The following is a 15,710-nucleotide window of genomic DNA, read 5'->3' as shown; positions in this document are numbered from 1 at the left end:
CAAAAATATTTTAGTTCTACATTTCAAATTACTAAAAAATTACTTTTGTTGTTCTCTTTTATCAGGCAGTTTTTCAGGAATCTCTTCAGCAAGTGCTTTTTGGAATCTCTTCATCGTATTCTGGTAATCTTCTTCAGTTTCAATTAAAATATTTCCATATACAGGAATGAAGGTATATCCTCTTTCATCGTTTCCTTTAGTGCAAAAGAAATAGGTTTCACTTGGCTGTAGGAGTTCATCTCCCTCTGTAAGAAGTAGAAATGTTTCATCGTTGATGGTTTGGAAGCCACCTCTTTGATTTACAATAACTTTTCCTGAAACATCACCTTTTATCGTTTCTAAGACCTCAACGCTGAAATGTGTACGGACATACGGCTCGGTGGAGTTACCAACTTGCTCAATGACTTTACCAATGAATACATCAGTTGCAGCACCAATTAGTTCTCGGTCATCAGAAACATTGTATGCATAGAGAGCAGCACTATAGGCGATTTGTATATCATCATCTGTTTCATTTGGTTGAGCGATATAAATAATGGTGCTTAGGATGGCTACAAGTATGAAGACTGCGAATAGCTTATTAAATTTATTTTCCATTATTTTCACTCCTGTACAATTAATATAGACAATTAAAAGAGTTTACATCGTCTACTCCAAGTGTGATTCTACTTGTTGGATAGTCACGCATCATATTGTTTGGATTACTGTGGTTAAGTCCCAATGCATGCCCTAGTATTACCAAACTCCAGCAGAATTTCTTGTAATAAAACAATTTTAATTGTAAATTATAGTCCCTCCAGAAGTATATGACCCTGAAATGAGGTAATATATGATAGCAATAATGGCCAGTATTACAATAAGAAATATCAACAAAGTACTTTTGCTAGAAAATTTCATAGTATATTCGCTCCGTCCTAATAATAAAAAATCTAACTGATCACAACATGAGGAAATTATTTTAGTTCCATTATCTCCTATTAGTTATTTTCTTATACCTTTTATGGCCAAAGTCTCTAACAATTATTATTTCTTACTCTTTTCCATTCATTCATGTTTCATCGATGCACAGATTTTAAATTAAAACCTGTGCAATTTTGCCTATTTTTTTGCTCCTTCTAGTTTATTCCTCCCTCAAATCTTCTAAAATACACATGTTTTAACATAACCCATGTATTTATTGTGATAAGCCGGGTTTCTGCTGAAGCTACAACGACGACGAATATTTTTGAATCTCATTAACACAACCCAAAAAAACAACCTTTCGCCGGACTAAAGCCCGGACAGCTTCATATTTTTTTGATGTTATTTTGCCCTGCACTTCTTTGATGATCTCCCAGGAACCAAGCTTTAAGTTCCCTGCAGGATCCACCAAGAAGGCCTTCTCCCGGATTCAGGCTAAAAAAAGCTTCTTCATTTTTACCGCTATCGATTTCCACTAAGGAAAATTTTTTTATCTTGTATGTTAGTACATACAAATCATATTTGCAAAAGTTCTAATTTTTTTAATTAAAAACGAATTTTCCACTTTTAGGCAGTTTAGTCATAATAGAAGTGTTAAAACTAAAACTAGATTATTTTTAGACAAAAACGATTTTCTTCTTTCTCAACTTATTTAACGATCTCCCAGGAAGTTTCCTTCCTTATTGATGCTGGCTTTCTCCCTCAAGTAACCCATGAAAAGCTCAGAGAAAGGAGATATCAGTCATCGGAAGGGAAACTAAGCATCTTATCTTAAAATCGGCGTATACGCGAAATCTGAAGGTCTGGTTTATGCATTTTATAGAAAATATAAATAAAAGATATAAATTGGGTCTTTTTGGACTATTAGGTTAATAGTCCCAAATATTCAGGAAAAGATTAGTATGTTACTAACAAACAAAAGGCAAGAAAAAAGGTTATTTTTATTTTACTGCTACTGCTTTCTTTTTTTGCCGGGAGCTGCTTATGTATGTATGTAACATACTAATGTTATCTCGGAAATTTAAGTAATTTTTACTTATTAATTTATAATGTTGGATCTTATTTTTTTATGGAAAATCCATGAGATTTAGGAAAATAAGTAGTTAGTTACTAACAAACAAGAACTTGAAGATGCAAGCAAGAAAATAGATCAAAAGACTTGACTATATCCAATCATACCAAAATGAGAAGATACACAAATATTTTTTTGGGAAAAGAAGTAGTATATATTCTTTTCTTATATTGACTCGTGTCCTAAAGTTGTTTAATAGTTTTTCCAATTATGGTACAGACAAGTCTATTTTTTAGACAGGAAGAATTTATTTTTCATAGAGTATGCAAATATCAATGTATTTCTTTTCATTAATATGAACCGTTTAATAAAATTCATATGTGAATAATGAGAACAAAATTTTACTCCTTTTTTCAATATTTAGATTACCGAGGGTAGATTGATGTTTAAACCAGACAAACCAATACAATTTTTATATGAAGATTCTTTAAATAGACGAGAGTTTGCGAAGTCTGTAGGTGAAGCAGTATTAAATATCCAAACGGAAGATAGCCTTGTAATTGGTCTTGTAGGAAAGTGGGGCTCTGGTAAAACATCGCTTATTAATATGACAGTAGATCATATTAAAAGTTGTTCAGAATCTTTTGAACTTGAAAAACAGCCTATTGTAGTATATTTTAATCCCTGGAATTTTTCAGACCAAAATCAACTAATTAGCCAGTTTTTTAATAAATTATCCTTAGTTTTAGAAAGACATGATTATTCAAGTGATATGAATAATGTAAGTAAACTTTTTAAAACAATCTCAAAACTCGCCACACCTCTCAAATTTGTTCCTACTCTTAGTGTACCATCTTCTGCATTCTCTGAAGTGGTATGTTTATTGGCAGAAGCTGCTGAAAGTGCAGGGGAATTACTTGATAAAGATTTAGATGAAACCAAAAAACAAATTTCTGACATTTTGCGAAACCAAGATAGGAAGATAATCATCGTAATTGATGATATAGATCGTTTAAATAACAAAGAAATAAGGCAAACTTTTCAACTTGTAAAGTCATTAGCCAATTTTCCAAACACAATATATTTACTCACTTTTGATAAAAATGTAGTAGTGGAAGCACTTGAAAAAGACCAGCCAAGACATGGGTCTGAGTATTTAGAAAAAATAATCCAAGTTCCTCTTGATATCCCATTAATCTCAAAAAGAGAACTCGAAAAACTATTGACAGACGAACTTTGTATCTTACTGGATGGTGTTACTGAAAGTGAGTACGGCCAGGTTCATTGGGGAAATGTATATCAAAGTGGATTTAAACATTTTTTTGAAAATATAAGAGATGTTACTCGATATACCAATGTTCTAAGGTTTAACTATGAATTAGTAAAAGATGAAGTAAATGCAATTGATTTTATTGCGATAACTGCAATACAAGTTTTTATTCCAGAAGTTTACCAGAGAATTAGAGATAATAAAGAAATGTTTACAGGAATGTCTCCCATACTTGAAAACACGAAATTAGAGTATCAACAAATTTGTGATGAAATGGTTAATTCTACTGATACAAAAATCCAAAAATTTTTGCTTAATTATCTTGAAATATTATTTCCAACTATTGCCAGATTTTATGGAAACATTTCTCATCATCCAAGCTTTGCGAAATCCTGGAGAATAAATCGTCACGTCTGCAGTGAAGATGTTTTCGATGTCTATTTTAAATTATCCATCCCAAATGAGGAAATTTCACAAAAAGAAATAAAATCAATAATAGCATTGGGATCTGACAAGCAAGAGTTTTCAACTAAACTTATCCAGTTGATCGAAACTAAAAAAATTTTAAGTTTCCTGTATAAATTCTCAGATTATGCAGATAATATTGAAGAAAAGAATATAGGTAATATTATTTCATCTTTTTTGGATATTGGAGATCAACTTCCAAATGATGAGTCTTTCTTGTATGGAACACCAGGGAGAATTCACATAATTACTAGTTCGCTTCTCAACAGATTTAGTACCCAAGCTGAAAGATTCAATATTTTAAAAAACAGTATAGCATGTAGTACTCATAGTCTATATTCTTTTGTTGAGGAAATCAACATCCAAGATGAATTATATGGTAAATACCATAATAAAGAAGCAAAAACATCCAATGAGAATTTAACTTTAAGCGCAGAACATCTTGATTCCTTGGAAAAGCTTGCCTGTAATAAAATAAAAAAATGGGCTGAGGACGGAAAGTTAGAACGTCATCCAAAAATTAGACCCATTCTTAAGAGGTGGAAACAATGGGGCGGGGACAAAACAAGTATTGGAGAGGTAATTGAAAAAGTAATTGAAGATGATAGTAACTTAGTTAATTTTATCTCCAATTGTGTTTATCGAAATTGTAGTCATTCTACTGAGGATTACGTTGGAATAACTACCTGGTCAATCAATTTTAGACTTTTAGAAGAGTTCATCGACTTAAGTGTTATAGAATCTCGATTGAATGAAATGAAAACTCTAAATAAGTTTGAGACTATGGATGATATGGGAAAATTAGCTGTAAAACTATTTTTTGATAATGTAGATAATTATAAATTAAATTAGAGTCAAAAAGTCCAACCTTATATCGACTAACTTACGTTGAATATATTATAAACGACAAGCACTGAGCTTCTTTAAATCACATTCTATTTTTTAAAAGCAGGAAGTAAAAAATCAGTTTATTTTTTGGGTTTGAAACCCCATGTTCTCCCTTTCATTTTCTTCTCAATTTTCCCATTTTCTGAGAGCTCAATTAACCTATTTTTTGCATACCTTGGATTACAGCCCAACTTTTCTGCAACCTCTGAAGCTGTGCATGTGGCTTCTTCCATACATGCTTGAACAGCTTTTATGAAATCTTCATTAGTGAACTCTTTCTCAAATCTTCCGCTATTTTGCGCTCTTGGTTTTTCTTTCATTAAAATCACATATAGAGATATTTTTCTATATATTTAACCTTTTACAGGATAAGGTACAAGGTTTAAATATTATTAGATCCTATTACCTTATGTCATTATAAACATATGGTAATAGGTAATTAAACATTCTCAAAGCAATGAAATGAAAGACAGCAAAACACAAAGCAACAAAAGAGCAAGGTAATGAAATACCCCGAAGCGGTTAAACTCCAGGATACCTCATAGATATTAGCACTATACTAGTGGGCTGTTCTGATTTTTAACACTTTGCCTTCGGGGAGAAGGAGGAAAGAAAAATGTACATAAAAACCGTTAGTCCTGACTCTGGACAAGTCCTGTATCTGAACGTAGAAGTAGAATTAAACGATTATATGCGTTTCAATGGAAGATCTGAAGTTCACAGGTATGTTGTAACAAACATAAAAGTTACAGAAACCTTAACTTTAAAGGCACTCGCTAAGGACATAAAAAGAATATTATTATCTGCGGGCAGGTTGCCAGAAAATCTCGAACAGGTCTTAATGGACTCTTTTGGGATCTCGAAGGATGCAATACCCGAATTAATTGAATATATGTTTCCTTCAAGAGTAAAAAGTCGATTATAAAATACGAAATGGGGGTAATTGACTTTTAATAAGGATACCCTTATAAGCCAATAAACCCTAAAAAAAGTAGGGCATTGTACTGATAGAATTAAGCCTCGGGCGGGATTTGAACCCGCGACCTCGTCCTTACCAAGGACGCGCTATACCCCTAAGCCACCAAGGCACTGTTGCTGTAAGAGCATCTCCAAAATATCATACTACAGATATAAAGGTTTCGACTGAGAAAGGATAGAAACAGGAAAAAGCCCTTTACTGTAGGAGAATATGTTGGAATATGCGCAAAAAAGAGAGGGATTTAAAGGGGAAATTGCAGGTCTCCTTAAAAAATATATTATTGTAGAGCCCTGATTTCAGAGTTTCCAGCGGTCATCTATGGGGAAGCGCTCGTTGATCCACATGAGGACGTGGTTGTTGTGGACGATTTTGTAGGTACGGGAGAGGATGGGGATTCCATTGAAGGTTGGTTCGCCTTCAAGGATTTCGAGTTCTACCATGTCTCGCCTGGTTTCGAGGTTGTGGCTACGCAGGATGCGGCCAATGGGGATGTCTGCCCGCATGAGCTGATCCCGCATGGTCTGAGGCATGCGCTCCAGAGGAGAGAGGGACCTTGCATGGACCAGAACTGTGTCTCCGGCATAGAGCCGGACTGTCCTGTCGTTTACCTCGCTGCCTTCTTCTACCCCGAGGAGAGCAGCCAGTTCCTTATCGGCTTTGACTACGTATTGAGACTCGGTTTTCACGCTGACCGGTTTTCGGGTCATGATTTCAAGGAGAAAAGTCACTGAGCCGTCGGTCCCACAGCAGACCCGGAGGCAGGTGGGAATTTCGAGGCTTTTCAATTTATCAAGGAAATCTACTTCCAGAACAATACCTCCAGGTAAGGGCTGCCGGATATTATTGATAATGTGAAATAAGAATGAGCAGTCAGGAAATTATGCTTCTCCGACTTCCTTTTTCGCCATTTTCAGACGTTCTTTTGCCGTATACCCGGTAGCCTTGAAGAGAAAATCCCGGTAGGCTTTGTTGGTCTGCAGGATCGTTTCATCGTTCTTTACAGTTACATCGGAAACCGTGTCAACACAGAGCATTTTATTTTCTATCCAGACCGTTATCTTTGACATTGCCCCATAGGATGTCTCGAAGCGGTCCCCGTCCCGGGAGATTTCCACGGGAAAACATTCCTGCATTACCTGATAGATTCTGTCAGGCTCAGGCTTAAAACCTCTTTTTAACTTATATTTCTGCATTGCTATCCTCCAATAAGATATTTTCATCTCAGATAAAGTTTGCTCAGAGCCGTTTTGCCTGGAACATGCAGAGATAATCCGAAGCAGCCGGAAATATCTAATCCCGAAAGGCGACTTTTTCTCCAGGGATCGGGCTCCATGCATTTTCACTTAAGGCATATCCGCAAATTCTCGGTTTATCAGCGCTGATTTTTCTGCTATCAACACTAATATTTCTGATTACTGCAATTGGTTCCAGAGCAGATAAACACTTACTATTTATTTGGATATTAGAGTTAATCAGTATTAAATTAATTATAAATATGTATTTGCCCTACTCTATAATACTTTATTTAAATACGGCGGTAAGTTACTAAAACGAGGCTGCAATTAGCCAGATGCAGCTTTCATGAGGATTGCAGAATTTATAAGGATTTAGGCCTGGGAACAGGATCTCCGGTTCAAAAACGGAGGTATTTAGAGCAAAAACGAGGGGCCGGATTTAAAAATAAAAGTCAGGCTTGAATCCCCGGTTAAAAATATATGTGCCTTATCTAGAATTGTTGGGTATTACTGATTTCGAAAAGATTGAGCTGAAATTAAAGGAGAAACTGGACATGGTAAAACTTCCTGCAGATGTAAAAGAAGCACTTGCAAACCAGCAGGTTGCCTCCCTGGTAACCGCAGACAAAAACGGCGTTCCAAACGTATGCCTGATGGGCTTTGTGCAAGCAAGAGATGATGAAACTATTATCATGGCAAATGTTTTCTGGAAAAAGACCGAGGCAAACCTGAAAGAAAACCCAAAAGCTGCCCTCAGTGCCTACATGCCTCCGATGAAAGCCTACCAGATAAAAGGAAGTGTGGAACTGATCAGTGAAGGACCTCTCATGAATGAGGTTATCGATTGGGTCGCCTCGAAGATGACAAACCTGAAACCCAAAGGAGCTGCTCTTCTCCATGTGGAAGAGATCTACAGTGTAAGTCCGGGCCCTACTGCAGGGGAAAGAATCGCATAAGAGATTTTCAAACAAAGATCTCAAAGCTTCAGGGATCTCAAACTTTAAATCAAACTTTAAATCAAACTTTATTTTTTTCATGCTTCCTGAAAAGAAGTTTCTTTTCATTTTTCAGGGGATATAGGGTTGTTTTATAGTTTCTAATCATGAAAAAAAGTTATCGTATAGATTTTAAAGCTCTGCTACCGTAACTTTTTTCCTCATTTTTACAATTTACTCATATTTAAGAATCTTACCTTCGTACCTGATCTTTACTACTGCGGACACAGTCATAAGAAGCAACCATAAATAGGATTATACTTATCATGGTTCATGCAAAAAGAGATATGATTGGAAAGCTCTTATCCGGATCACACAAAAGAGATATGATAAATTTGGAATCATTCTGTATACATGATCAATTGCTTTTCTATCAATTGCTTTAATCTATCAATTGCTTTAATCTATCAATTGCTTTGATCTATCAATTGCTTTGATCGAGCAACTACTTTAAGCGGTTAATTGCTTTAATAAATCAATTACCTTAATCAACTAATTGCTTTAAAAAAGAGATAAGAATTAAGTCGCTTTAACCCTATTTGAATTAACTTACTATCTTGGAATTTACTATCTGGGAAATAAGATCTAAGAATTGTAATCAGTAAAGGAAGGTGACCCCTGGATGCACAGAACACTCAATCTTGATGATTTAATCGCCAAAAAGAAGAAAGATAATGTTGAGAAAGACTCCGAAATGGAATATGAAGAGCTCTACGACCTGATCATCCCCCCCGGAACGGTTGTGTCCATAATCTACGATATCGTGGAAGAATTTGGGCTTGAACCCATAACTCGGAAGATGCCTATCAGTATTGCAAACAGTGAAGAAAGGGAAATTCTTGTCCTCCGCGGACCTCTTGAGAAGGTTCAGGCTGCAGAAGAATTCCTTTATAAGGAAATGAAAGCCTGGATTGAAAGTCAGTAACCACAAAGCCGGACAAATGGAAATAAAATAAATAAGAACGTGCTGGAGAATTGAGATAAAACTTTTCAGCAAACAAATATTTTTTCTTTGGAAGAAGTACAAAACATACAGGAGGTCCGATTATTCGGAACCTATACCTGTTTTGGAAACTATACCTGTAATACTATCCTTTGAAAAGTCAAAAACGGTTACTCTGCCTGTTTTATCGTACATATCAAGTTTTGAGCCCTCTTCGATTATTCCTATAACTGCAGCCGTGAGCCCTGCCTTTTCAAACACACCCACGCACTCTTCTGCGTATTTCGGGTCCGCAGTAAAGACATAACCTGTTCCTGGGTGCACTTTCAGCCACTGCTCAAAGTTCACATCTGCCGGCCTTGGAACTTTATCCAGATCTACGGAAGCTCCCACCCTGCTCGTCTCGCAAAGCATTCCGAGCGTGCCTATCAACCCAGGATTGCTTATATCCTTGCCAGCGGTTGCAAGCTTTCTCTTTGCTATTTCCTGGGTTACAAGATAGTTTGCCCTTAACACCGAAGGCTCCTTAAAAGAAGTAGTATCCCAGCTGTAAGGAGAGTTTGGACCTATTTTCCCGTCCATATCATAAGCTGCAATTACAAGGTCTCCTGGGTTTGCAGTATCACTCCTGATTACACAGTCTTTCTTGACAATCCCTATGATAGCAACGGAAAGGGAATTGTATTGTGTATCGGGATGGACATGCCCTCCTACCACAGGGACTCCGAACTTTCTTACTCCTTCAGCCAGCCCTTCCATCAGTTCCCTGCAGGCCTGAGGAGAATTTGCAGAGGCAATATCCACCATTGCAAGGGGCTTCCCGCCCATGGCTGCGATGTCGTTTATATTAACGACCACAGCCCCGTATCCCGCCCACCAGGGGCTTGCATCCAGCAGTCGCCCCCAGATGCCGTCCGCTGCAAAGAGGATAACGTCATCTCCTCCAATATCGATCACTGCAGCGTCGTCCCCGAAATCAACAATAGCGTCCCCATATTCCGGGCGGACAGCTTCGAAGATGGAAACTATATCCTCAATCTGTTTTTTGCGGGTAACCCCTTCAAAACTCTTTATCCTTTCTGCTAGCTCTTCCAGATTCAATCAAAGGCTTCCTGTTTGTTTTTTAACTGTATCAACGTTAGTTAACGGAAATTCATAATAAGATAACAATAAACTGATTATAAGCTAATGGCAAGTTTGTGATAAACCACGGAAATTAAATCATAGAAATTGATGGGGAAGGTAATGAAATTAATGACGAATTGAAAGTAAGTTAATTGTAAGGCACCGATAAAAATGTGAGGCACCGAGAAGTTAGTCCGGATCTGTGATCAATGCCACACTTATAAGCTTGACCTCTCCATTATAAGCTTGACTTCTCCATCTTTACTTGATACCCGGACAATGCAGGGTATTATGGTCAGTACGTAATTCAGGTTATCCTTTATCCTTTTTGTTCTTTGATCCGGGGGAGGGAAGCGACAGCTTTTTATTAAATTATTATATCCTAATATGTCTACCTAATATAATTTCGGCTCTATAAAAGTCCTAAATTGCTGAAATAAGGAGTGAAAAACATGGTAGCAAAAATCGATGCAGACGCCTGCACAGGCTGTGGAAGCTGTATAGATGAATGCCCTGCAGCTGCAATCTCCCTCAGTGACGATGATATTGCAGTTGTAGACGAAGATGAATGCCTTGACTGCGGTGCATGTGAAGATGCCTGCCCGAATGGGGCAATCACCCTCGAGTAACGCTTTTAAAATAAGTCAGAGAAGCGGAGTTCTCAAACTCCGCCTTTTTGGCTCCGGCTTCCAAAGTTTTAACCCGGAACTTAATATTCTCGAGTTTTTCAGGCTTCCTTTTTCCCATTTTTCTCAAGAACTGCCCTTGCTTTTTCCATGTCTTCTTTTGTCTGGATTTTGATAACCTTTCTGCGCTCTTCACTCATCTGCGACATGTCCTGGGCAAGGAGCCCGTAAGCATCGGCTCTGCACTGCCTGCAGTGGCGCATCTGCATAACATAAGGTTCGCAGGCTTCCTGAACAGCTTTCCGTTCTTCGGAGGTGGGGGGTTCAATATCTGCAAAGGCTCCCTGATTGATCAGGGGCATAACATTCATAATGTAAACCCCGAGTTCATTGAGCTTTTTGGCGATCTCGACCACGTGTTTGTCATTGATGCCCGGGATAAGCACGGTATTGACCTTGACAACAATTCCTGCATCAACAGCTGCTTTTATTCCCTCAAGCTGGTTTTTAATCTGGATCTCGGCAGCTTCAACCCCTTTGTAGACCTTACCGTGGTAGACGATATGATCCACGATCTTTGCCTGGATTTCGGGGTCGATTGCGTTTACCGTAACCGTTAATGTGGAAACTCCCGTACGCAGCATTTCCTGCAGTTTTTCCGGGAGCAGGAGCCCGTTTGTGCTCATACAGAGGGTTATTTCAGGAAACTCTTTCATTATAAGTTCAAACGTCTCAAAGGTTGCATCATTAAACAGAGGGTCTCCGGGCCCCGCAATTGCAACGACCTTGATAAACGGATAGTCTGCCAGGATCTGCCTTGTCTTTTCAAGGGCTTCCTCCGGAGTCAGGACTTTACTCGTAACCCCGGGCCTGCTTTCGTTTACGCAGTCGAATTCCCGGACACAGAAGTTGCACTGGATATTGCATTTCGGGGCAACAGCCAGGTGAATTCTCCCGTATTTATGCTGGGCTTTCTTGTCGTAACAGGGGTGCTCGGCAATTTTTCTCAGGAGCTCCTCCCCGAGTATGGGGCCGTTATTTTTCTCTTCGATAGGTTGGTTCTCTTCTGGCAAATTATTCGCCTCCGTTCGGAATTTTTAAAAGTGAAGTGGAATTTTAGTAAAGGGGGTTTTAGGATGTCTAAAGCACCTATTGATACACCCCTTGATATACATTGTGGAATATTGTGAGATCAGTGCAGAATCATTTTGGAAAAAGATTCGAAACTTTTTTTGTAAATTCTTTAAAACTATTTCAGAACTATTGCAGAATCCTGTATGATTTATTCCACCTTTTCAATTTGAAAAGTTGTCCATTTCGCACCATTTGCCTTCCCCTTCCCAGACCCTTACAAGAAGCGGAAAGCCGAACCTATTCAGAAGGCGGGCATGAATATGCTGGCAGAGATATTCGGAGCTGGGAAACTCTATAAGTTCATTTAGCAGAGTATGGTCATATTCCTGAAGGATTTCCTTGATGCCTTTTTTCAGGTCATAAAAATCAATTACCATCCCGTTTTCCCGGACTTCTCCTTCTACCACTACCTCGATTTTATATGTATGCCCGTGTACTCTTCCGCATTTCCCGTGCCCTGGAAGATAATGGGCGCTGTCGATATAATCAATTACTCCCAATCTCATCTTTGTCATTTTATTCATCCCTTTTTGGACTAACTGCTCCTGCCATTTAATCACTTGTAGCTTATCGATTCTATATCACTTGTAGCTTATCGATTCTTATTTTTCATTTAGACTGAAATTCTATACTTTTATACCGTAACTCTCTGCCGTATCCGAGCCTGGTTATAAGCAGCCCCACATTCTGTGGGTCTGGGGAATGATACGCGTGTCGGCAAGCTCAAGCAGGGCTTTCTGCAGTTTTATAATAGTCTGCACGGATCCCTGTGTAAACCGCGGGGTCCTTACCGCACTGCCAACCGGCGTTTCAGGCTGGAGTATTATGCAGGACACGTAGGAAGCTATTGCCTCAGCAGCCAGAATTACGGTTTCGGGCTTTGTATCCCTGCCTACAACGATCTTGCAAAAGCAGTCTCTTGAACTGTTTTTTCTCAGGAGCCTGAAGCACTCAATCGTATTTTCCACATGCACATCCCGGGCTTCAGGGCGAATTTCCCTGAGAGCTTCCGGGAGTTTAAAGTCCCCTGCGACATATGCGATGTTTTCTCGCAGCTTCCTTGCCTGCTCCGGCAGGGTCATATTGGACTCAAGGTAAAGGGGAACGGGGAGCTTCAGTTTTTCGATGAAATCTGCGTGCAGGAGAGGCTCTCCTCCCGTGAGGGATACCGAATGGAGTTTTTTGAACGGCTGCAGCAGGGATTCCAGCTTTTCTATGCTTACAGGATTTGGGATCTTTTCGAAAATGCCGCTTCCTTCGACTTTTTCATAGTCACAGGTCCCGGGGTTTTCAAAGTTCGTATCACAGTAATTGCAATTAAGGTTACAGCCTGAAAACCGGACAAAAGCCTGCCTCATGCCAACATAAGGGCCTTCTCCCTGCACAGAGCAGAAGATCTCTCTTACGGGCGTGGCTTCATAGCTTGAAGATGGCACTTATACCGCCCCGAGAGGGCGGGATTTCCTGAGGTCTTTTTCTATGTCCTCGAATTCCCTTACGTAAGCTTCCCCGATTTCCTGCATAAAACGCACAATGCTTTCATCGTCGCCTATTCCGGCTTCTCTCAGGTTTCCGTATATCTCGTGGGAAACATTGATCCCGAAATGGATCTTCTGGGAAACCGCCGAGGTGCTGGCAATTGATACGGTCAGCTTTTTTCCTTTGAAGAAAAGGTCGTCTCCTTCCCTTGCGGTGTGGACTCCCAACCCTCCAAGGTGTTCCTTTACAATTGCAGTAAAAAGGCGCTGCCGAGCATAGACCAGTTTCAGGTCGGCAGAATCGAAATGCTCTATGATAAAACTCACCATGTCTTCGGACCGGATAGACTCGTTTGCCCTCCGGTCTTCGAGGTCAATCATGTGTTCGATTTTTACGTCACATGCCCCTCTGAAAACAATTATCGAGTCTTCCTGCACCCCAAAGCTATTGTATGCCCAGAGGGAAGAAATCTGGCTCCCGTCATAATCAAATTTTTCAGGTAGAATGATACACTTCATGTAACTCTCTCATAAACTCGGTAACTCTCGGTAATTCTCTCAAATTCTCATAACTCTCTATACCGCATTCAATTCAGAGTCTTACTCTACAAGCCCTCTGCTCTGGATGATTTTTCAGATTTAGATTCCAAGCCTTTCCAGAAGCGGATCTTTTGAACCTGTATTTTTGAATGCTCTGGCTCTTCGCACACAACTTTCACACTCCCCGCAGGGAGTTTCTCCCCCGTGGTAGCAGCTCCAGCTGTATTCCAGGGGAGCCTTTACTTCAAGAGCCTTTTTAACGATCTCCGTTTTTCCGAGTTCGATCAGAGGAGCCAGTACCCGTACCCCATTCTGGGTGGAATAAGAAAAAGCATTGTCCATTGCCTCTACATAAGCCATGGAATTATCAGGGAAGGTCCCGGCCTCTTCTCCATTGAAACCTACCACAAGATAATCACAGCCTCTGCTTTCGGCAAAGCTTCCTGCAATATTCAACATGACCCCATTCCTGTTCGGGACCCAGACAGCCTTTGCGGAAGCTTCGGTAATTGCAGCGGGAGCTGTTTCATCAATGTCTTCAAAGGACAGAGCAGGCACGTCCTCACTCCTGTTTACGAGGGATGTGTGTGTTACTCCTGCAAGCCAGTCCAGCTTGATTACTTTGTGTTCGATTCCATAATGTTCGCAGACTTTTCGGGAGTACTCGATCTCCCGCTGCCCGGCTCGCTGCCCGTAATCAAAGGTAATTGCCATCTCAATTTCCAGGCTCTCGGCTGCAATCGCAAGCGATGCAACTGAATCAAGCCCGCTGCTCAGGAGGGTTATAGCTTTCATTCCTAGCTCACTAACTCTAATTTTACGGATAATTTCCCCGTACTTGATGCTCTTACAGGGTTCTTTCAGTATTCTTCAGAGAATATTTTGATAATACCAATAACTTATATTTAAAATAGCTGCTCCCAGGTTGGAAAATTACCCCTTTGGATAAAACCGGGGCATGTATTAAATATTCAGGGCGTCTAATATTAAAGGAGGTGGGATTACTTGATAGGAATTGTTTCAGACTCGCATGACAACCTGACAGCTATCCGAAAAGCTGTGGAATTCTTCAACAAAAAACAGGTAAAAGCAGTGCTACACGCAGGGGACATCATTTCTCCGTTCACGGTAAGAGCTTTTAAAGAACTGAACCCAAAACTCTATTTTGTATTCGGGAACAATGACGGAGACAGGGTAACCCTTACAAAGTGGTTTGAGGAAATAGGGGCCGTTTCCTGCGGAGACTTCGGAGACCTGACGATTCAAGGGATGCATATCGCCCTCCTGCACGGGACAAACGAAGCCCTTGTCAAAGCCCTTGCCGGGTCAGGGGATTTTGATGTGGTAGTCAGGGGCCACACTCACGACCCGGGCGTCAGAATGATCGACGGAACCCCGGTGATAAATCCGGGAGAATGTTCGGGGGTACTGTCAGGGAAAGCTACGGTTGCGATCCTTGAAATTGCAAACCTGAACGTTGAGATTACCGAACTTGAGATTGACTGAGCACATCCTTGCTCCTTTAACATTTTCTACCTCTTTTTGTTAGAACTCAAAAACACTAACCATATAAAGGAGCCGGCCTATTTTTTATTTCAATAGTTTTTGAAACAATTTCCCCGTTAAAGGTTGTAATAACAATGGAAATGGAATCGAAAGAAAAGGAGCAAAAAGAACTCCTGCAAAGCAGGATTACTGAAACGAAAAATCCTTCGGGAAAAAGGAAAAGTACCCTCATTTTTGCCTGCTCGGGCTTATCAAATACAGGAAAACTTACCATGCAGGCAGCATCAGCTCTCGCCTTCAGGAGGCCGGATATGTACCGGGCTGCTGCTGCTCACAAAGGGGCCGGGGCAGCAGAGGATGCAGCCTCCGAAGGCTTCCGAATTCTTGCCCTTGACGGCTGCACGGACCGCTGTGCTACGAAAAAACTCGATGAAGCCGGAATGCAGGCCGAGGTTTACCTTATGGTTACGGAGCTCGGGATTGAAAAAACCAGACCATCGGACGTGAAGCCCGAATACGTGGAAAAAATAATACGTGCGATAAGGGATGCCTGA

At 40.0% G+C, this 15,710-nt stretch carries 18 protein-coding genes and 1 tRNA gene; 7 read left to right on the top strand and 12 right to left on the bottom strand.

What is annotated here, in order from left to right; genetic code table 11:
• Positions 1 to 39 precede the first annotated feature (39 nt).
• Both ACSAZL_RS00740 and ACSAZL_RS00735 read right to left on the bottom strand, forming a co-directional pair.
• Complete coding sequence (locus ACSAZL_RS00740) at positions 40 to 597, bottom strand: hypothetical protein (protein WP_440946854.1); 558 nt, start codon at positions 595 to 597, stop codon at positions 40 to 42.
• A 689-nt stretch (positions 598 to 1,286) separates the two neighbouring features.
• Positions 1,287 to 1,475 carry a hypothetical protein gene (locus ACSAZL_RS00735; RefSeq protein ID WP_440946853.1) on the bottom strand — a complete coding sequence of 63 codons (189 nt, stop codon included), beginning with the start codon at positions 1,473 to 1,475 and terminating at the stop codon, positions 1,287 to 1,289.
• A gap of 939 nt (positions 1,476 to 2,414) precedes the next feature.
• Between ACSAZL_RS00735 and ACSAZL_RS00730 the strand changes: the two genes are divergently transcribed.
• Positions 2,415 to 4,559 (top strand): KAP family P-loop NTPase fold protein, encoded by a 2,145-nt coding sequence (locus ACSAZL_RS00730; protein WP_440946852.1) that lies wholly within the window; start codon positions 2,415 to 2,417, stop codon positions 4,557 to 4,559.
• Between the two features lie 116 nt (positions 4,560 to 4,675).
• On the opposite strand, the gene ACSAZL_RS00725 is transcribed toward ACSAZL_RS00730, so the two are convergent.
• Positions 4,676 to 4,915, bottom strand: a complete 240-nt coding sequence (locus tag ACSAZL_RS00725; protein ID WP_440946851.1) for a hypothetical protein — start codon at positions 4,913 to 4,915, stop codon at positions 4,676 to 4,678.
• A gap of 296 nt (positions 4,916 to 5,211) precedes the next feature.
• On the opposite strand from ACSAZL_RS00725, the gene ACSAZL_RS00720 reads away from it, so the two are divergent.
• Positions 5,212 to 5,520, top strand: a complete 309-nt coding sequence (locus ACSAZL_RS00720; RefSeq protein WP_440946850.1) for a hypothetical protein — start codon at positions 5,212 to 5,214, stop codon at positions 5,518 to 5,520.
• Positions 5,521 to 5,611: 91 nt separating this feature from the next.
• Here ACSAZL_RS00720 and ACSAZL_RS00715 read toward each other — a convergent pair.
• The 3 genes from ACSAZL_RS00715 to ACSAZL_RS00705 form a co-directional block, all read right to left on the bottom strand.
• Positions 5,612 to 5,683 (bottom strand) — tRNA-Thr (locus ACSAZL_RS00715).
• A gap of 187 nt (positions 5,684 to 5,870) precedes the next feature.
• The gene (locus ACSAZL_RS00710) at positions 5,871 to 6,383 is read right to left on the bottom strand and encodes a chorismate--pyruvate lyase family protein (protein WP_440948944.1); all 513 of its coding nucleotides are present in this window, start codon (positions 6,381 to 6,383) and stop codon (positions 5,871 to 5,873) included.
• 69 nt (positions 6,384 to 6,452) lie between these two features.
• Positions 6,453 to 6,767, bottom strand: coding sequence for a DUF5611 family protein (locus ACSAZL_RS00705; protein ID WP_440946849.1), 315 nt, complete (start codon positions 6,765 to 6,767; stop codon positions 6,453 to 6,455).
• A 596-nt stretch (positions 6,768 to 7,363) separates the two neighbouring features.
• Here ACSAZL_RS00705 and ACSAZL_RS00700 point away from each other — a divergent pair.
• Positions 7,364 to 7,765: a pyridoxamine 5'-phosphate oxidase family protein gene (locus ACSAZL_RS00700; RefSeq protein ID WP_440946848.1), complete on the top strand. Its 402-nt coding sequence runs from the start codon at positions 7,364 to 7,366 to the stop codon at positions 7,763 to 7,765.
• Positions 7,766 to 8,426: 661 nt separating this feature from the next.
• A complete protein-coding gene (locus ACSAZL_RS00695) occupies positions 8,427 to 8,729 on the top strand; it encodes a hypothetical protein (protein WP_440946847.1) in 303 nt (100 codons plus the stop codon).
• Between the two features lie 120 nt (positions 8,730 to 8,849).
• Here ACSAZL_RS00695 and ACSAZL_RS00690 read toward each other — a convergent pair whose 3' ends face one another.
• Complete coding sequence (locus tag ACSAZL_RS00690) at positions 8,850 to 9,848, bottom strand: methanogenesis marker 2 protein (protein WP_440946846.1); 999 nt, start codon at positions 9,846 to 9,848, stop codon at positions 8,850 to 8,852.
• A 476-nt stretch (positions 9,849 to 10,324) separates the two neighbouring features.
• Between ACSAZL_RS00690 and ACSAZL_RS00685 the strand changes: the two genes are divergently transcribed.
• Positions 10,325 to 10,501: a 4Fe-4S binding protein gene (locus ACSAZL_RS00685; RefSeq protein ID WP_011024079.1), complete on the top strand. Its 177-nt coding sequence runs from the start codon at positions 10,325 to 10,327 to the stop codon at positions 10,499 to 10,501.
• Between the two features lie 98 nt (positions 10,502 to 10,599).
• Here the strand turns inward: ACSAZL_RS00685 and nifB are convergent, their stop codons facing one another.
• The 5 genes from nifB to queC all read right to left on the bottom strand — a co-directional run bounded on the left by nifB (position 10,600) and on the right by queC (position 14,445).
• Positions 10,600 to 11,571 carry a nitrogenase cofactor biosynthesis protein NifB gene (gene nifB, locus ACSAZL_RS00680; RefSeq protein WP_440946845.1) on the bottom strand — a complete coding sequence of 324 codons (972 nt, stop codon included), beginning with the start codon at positions 11,569 to 11,571 and terminating at the stop codon, positions 10,600 to 10,602.
• 222 nt (positions 11,572 to 11,793) lie between these two features.
• A complete protein-coding gene (gene queD / locus ACSAZL_RS00675; RefSeq protein ID WP_440946844.1) occupies positions 11,794 to 12,147 on the bottom strand; it encodes a 6-carboxytetrahydropterin synthase QueD in 354 nt (117 codons plus the stop codon).
• 153 nt (positions 12,148 to 12,300) lie between these two features.
• Positions 12,301 to 13,068, bottom strand: a complete 768-nt coding sequence (locus tag ACSAZL_RS00670) for a 7-carboxy-7-deazaguanine synthase QueE (RefSeq protein ID WP_440946843.1) — start codon at positions 13,066 to 13,068, stop codon at positions 12,301 to 12,303.
• Positions 13,069 to 13,629 carry a DUF366 family protein gene (locus tag ACSAZL_RS00665; protein WP_440946842.1) on the bottom strand — a complete coding sequence of 187 codons (561 nt, stop codon included), beginning with the start codon at positions 13,627 to 13,629 and terminating at the stop codon, positions 13,069 to 13,071.
• A gap of 120 nt (positions 13,630 to 13,749) precedes the next feature.
• Positions 13,750 to 14,445, bottom strand: coding sequence for a 7-cyano-7-deazaguanine synthase QueC (queC, locus tag ACSAZL_RS00660; protein WP_440946841.1), 696 nt, complete (start codon positions 14,443 to 14,445; stop codon positions 13,750 to 13,752).
• A 210-nt stretch (positions 14,446 to 14,655) separates the two neighbouring features.
• Between queC and ACSAZL_RS00655 the strand changes: the two genes are divergently transcribed.
• Positions 14,656 to 15,156 carry a metallophosphoesterase gene (locus tag ACSAZL_RS00655; RefSeq protein WP_440946840.1) on the top strand — a complete coding sequence of 167 codons (501 nt, stop codon included), beginning with the start codon at positions 14,656 to 14,658 and terminating at the stop codon, positions 15,154 to 15,156.
• Positions 15,157 to 15,290: 134 nt separating this feature from the next.
• A complete protein-coding gene (locus ACSAZL_RS00650; RefSeq protein WP_440946839.1) occupies positions 15,291 to 15,710 on the top strand; it encodes a putative zinc-binding protein in 420 nt (139 codons plus the stop codon).

It is taken from the genome of Methanosarcina mangrovi (assembly GCF_052057765.1).
Classification (GTDB): Archaea; Halobacteriota; Methanosarcinia; order Methanosarcinales; family Methanosarcinaceae; genus Methanosarcina.
Note: the sequence above shows the minus strand (reverse complement) of the source record. Positions and strands in the feature narration are given on the sequence as shown.

Coding starts and splice junctions, on each gene's coding strand:
- ACSAZL_RS00650 (WP_440946839.1), top strand. CDS start 15,291: ATGGAAATGGAATCGAAAGAAAAGGAGCAAAAAGAACTCCTGCAAAGC.
- ACSAZL_RS00725 (WP_440946851.1), bottom strand. CDS start 4,915: ATGAAAGAAAAACCAAGAGCGCAAAATAGCGGAAGATTTGAGAAAGAG.
- ACSAZL_RS00665 (WP_440946842.1), bottom strand. CDS start 13,629: ATGAAGTGTATCATTCTACCTGAAAAATTTGATTATGACGGGAGCCAG.
- ACSAZL_RS00695 (WP_440946847.1), top strand. CDS start 8,427: ATGCACAGAACACTCAATCTTGATGATTTAATCGCCAAAAAGAAGAAA.
- ACSAZL_RS00740 (WP_440946854.1), bottom strand. CDS start 597: ATGGAAAATAAATTTAATAAGCTATTCGCAGTCTTCATACTTGTAGCC.
- ACSAZL_RS00730 (WP_440946852.1), top strand. CDS start 2,415: ATGTTTAAACCAGACAAACCAATACAATTTTTATATGAAGATTCTTTA.
- queC (WP_440946841.1), bottom strand. CDS start 14,445: ATGAAAGCTATAACCCTCCTGAGCAGCGGGCTTGATTCAGTTGCATCG.
- ACSAZL_RS00705 (WP_440946849.1), bottom strand. CDS start 6,767: ATGCAGAAATATAAGTTAAAAAGAGGTTTTAAGCCTGAGCCTGACAGA.
- queD (WP_440946844.1), bottom strand. CDS start 12,147: ATGACAAAGATGAGATTGGGAGTAATTGATTATATCGACAGCGCCCAT.
- ACSAZL_RS00700 (WP_440946848.1), top strand. CDS start 7,364: ATGGTAAAACTTCCTGCAGATGTAAAAGAAGCACTTGCAAACCAGCAG.
- ACSAZL_RS00720 (WP_440946850.1), top strand. CDS start 5,212: ATGTACATAAAAACCGTTAGTCCTGACTCTGGACAAGTCCTGTATCTG.
- ACSAZL_RS00685 (WP_011024079.1), top strand. CDS start 10,325: ATGGTAGCAAAAATCGATGCAGACGCCTGCACAGGCTGTGGAAGCTGT.